Below are 2,094 nucleotides of genomic sequence, written 5' to 3'. Positions count from 1 at the left end.
CAAGCCGGCGGGGGCGGCGGGCTCGCCGGCGGGCGGCGGGGGCGGGCCCAGGGCCGGGGGCCGGGACGTCGCGAAGGCGAGGACCGAGACGGCGCCGCGGGAGGGACTGGTCGAGCGGCTGCGCAGCCGGCGGGGGCTGGCCTACCTGCTGGCTTGCCTGGCCGGCCTCCTGGTCGTGTACGCGCTGGTCATGGCCTACCTGCGGCCGTCGACCCCGGGCACCGAGGTGAGCCTCGACCGGCTGTTCCGGGCGGCCGAGGAGGGCCGGGTGCAGACGGCCCGGTTCCTCGACGAGGACGCCCGGGTCACGGGCCGCATGTTCGACACCACCGTCGCCGAGCCGTTCCGCTACTGGACGGCCTACCCCCGTAGCGACACCGTGACCAGCGAGCTGTTCAACCGGCTGATCTCCACCGAGGCCCAGGTGCCGGGGACCGACGGGCGGCTGGTGGACGTGCCCAAGGACCCTGCCCTGGTGACCGTGGACAGCCAGGTGAGCAAGTCGGTCATGCGCTTCCTGGCCCAGTTCCTGTTCCCGCTGGTGATCCTGGCCAACCTGTTCGCCCTGCTGTTCGCGGCCGTGCGCCCCGCGGGCGGGGGCGGGGCTGAGGAGTTCAGCCAGTTCGGCACGATCGGCGACCGGCGCATGCGGGGCCGGCCACCGACGTCGTTCGCCGACGTGGCTGGGGCGGCCGAGCCCCTCGTCGAGCTGGGCGAGGTGCGCGACTACCTGGCCGACCCGGCCGCCTTCCGGCGCATGGGGGCGGTGCCACCCAAGGGTGTCCTGCTGGTGGGGCCGCCCGGGTGCGGCAAGACCCTGCTGGCCCGGGCCGTGGCCGGCGAGGCCAACGCCAGCTTCTATTCGATATCGGGTTCGGAGTTCGTCGAGTCGCTGGTGGGCGTGGGCGCCGCCCGGGTGCGCGACCTGTTCCGCCAGGCCCGGGCCTCGGCTCCCTCGATCATCTTCATCGACGAGCTCGACGCTGTGGGCCGCCAGCGGGGCGCGGGCCTGGGCGGCGGCCACGACGAGCGGGAGCAGACCCTCAACGAACTGCTGGTGCAGATGGACGGCTTCTCGGCCAGCGAGGGCGTGGCCGTGCTGGCGGCCACCAACCGGTCGGACATCTTGGACCCGGCCCTGCTGCGGCGGGGACGCTTCGACCGCCACATCGTCATCGAACGGCCCGACGTCGACAGCCGCCTGGCCATCCTGCGCCTGCACGCCCGGGGCAAGAAGCTGGCCGACCCGGGCCACGACCTGGGTGAGGTGGCCCGCCGCACCCCCGGTTTCACCGGGGCCGACCTGGCCAGCTTGCTCAACGAGGCCGCCCTGCTGGCTGTGCGCGAGGGTGCCCCGGCGGTCGCCTACTCCCACCTGGAGGAGGCCGTCGAGCGGGTGGTCTCCGGGCCCCGGCGCAAGAACATCCTGATCGCCCCCGAGGACAAGCGGCGCATCGCCTACCACGAGGCTGGGCACGCGGTCGTGGCCTCGGCCCTGGGCAAGGCGGCCGCCATCGACAAGCTCTCGGTCATCGCCCGGGGCCGGGGCATCGGCCACCTGGCCATGCTCACCGACGAGCGCCTGCTGCCCACCCGGGAGGACATGGAGACCCAGATCGCCATCGCCATGGCCGGCATCGCGGCCGAGGAACTGGTGCTGGGCCAGCCCTCGACGGGCTCGGAGCCCGACCTCGAACGGGCCACCAACGCGGCCCGAGACATGGCCGGGCGCTTCGGCATGAGCTCGCGCCTGGGGCGAATGCGGGTGCTGCGCGAGCAGCGGGAGGTGTTCCTGGGGCGCGACTACCTCCAGGCCAAGGACGTGTCCCAGCCCACCCTCGAACATCTCGACGCCGAGGTCACCCGCATCCTCGACGAGCAGGAGGCCCTGGCCCGCTCGATCCTGGAGTCCGAACGCAAGGTGCTCGACGTGGTGGCCTCCGGCCTCATCTCCTACGAGACCGTCGACGGCCCCCCGCTGCGCAAGGTGCTGGCGTCGGTGCGGGCCCGTCGGGGCCCCGCCGGTGGTCCCCCCGCCCCCCCACCCCCGCCTCCGCCCCCGGCTCCTGCGGCGGGCGGTGTGGTCGCGGGGGC

1 protein-coding gene is annotated in these 2,094 nt (G+C 74.2%); it reads left to right on the top strand.

Annotated elements, in window-relative coordinates:
• The coding region (gene ftsH / locus AB1673_17590; protein ID MEW6155770.1) for an ATP-dependent zinc metalloprotease FtsH at positions 1-2,094 on the top strand (2,094 nt) is incomplete at both ends.

It is taken from the genome of Actinomycetota bacterium (assembly GCA_040754375.1).
GTDB lineage: Bacteria > Actinomycetota > Acidimicrobiia > Acidimicrobiales > AC-14 > JBFMCT01.
Note: the sequence above shows the minus strand (reverse complement) of the source record. Positions and strands in the feature narration are given on the sequence as shown.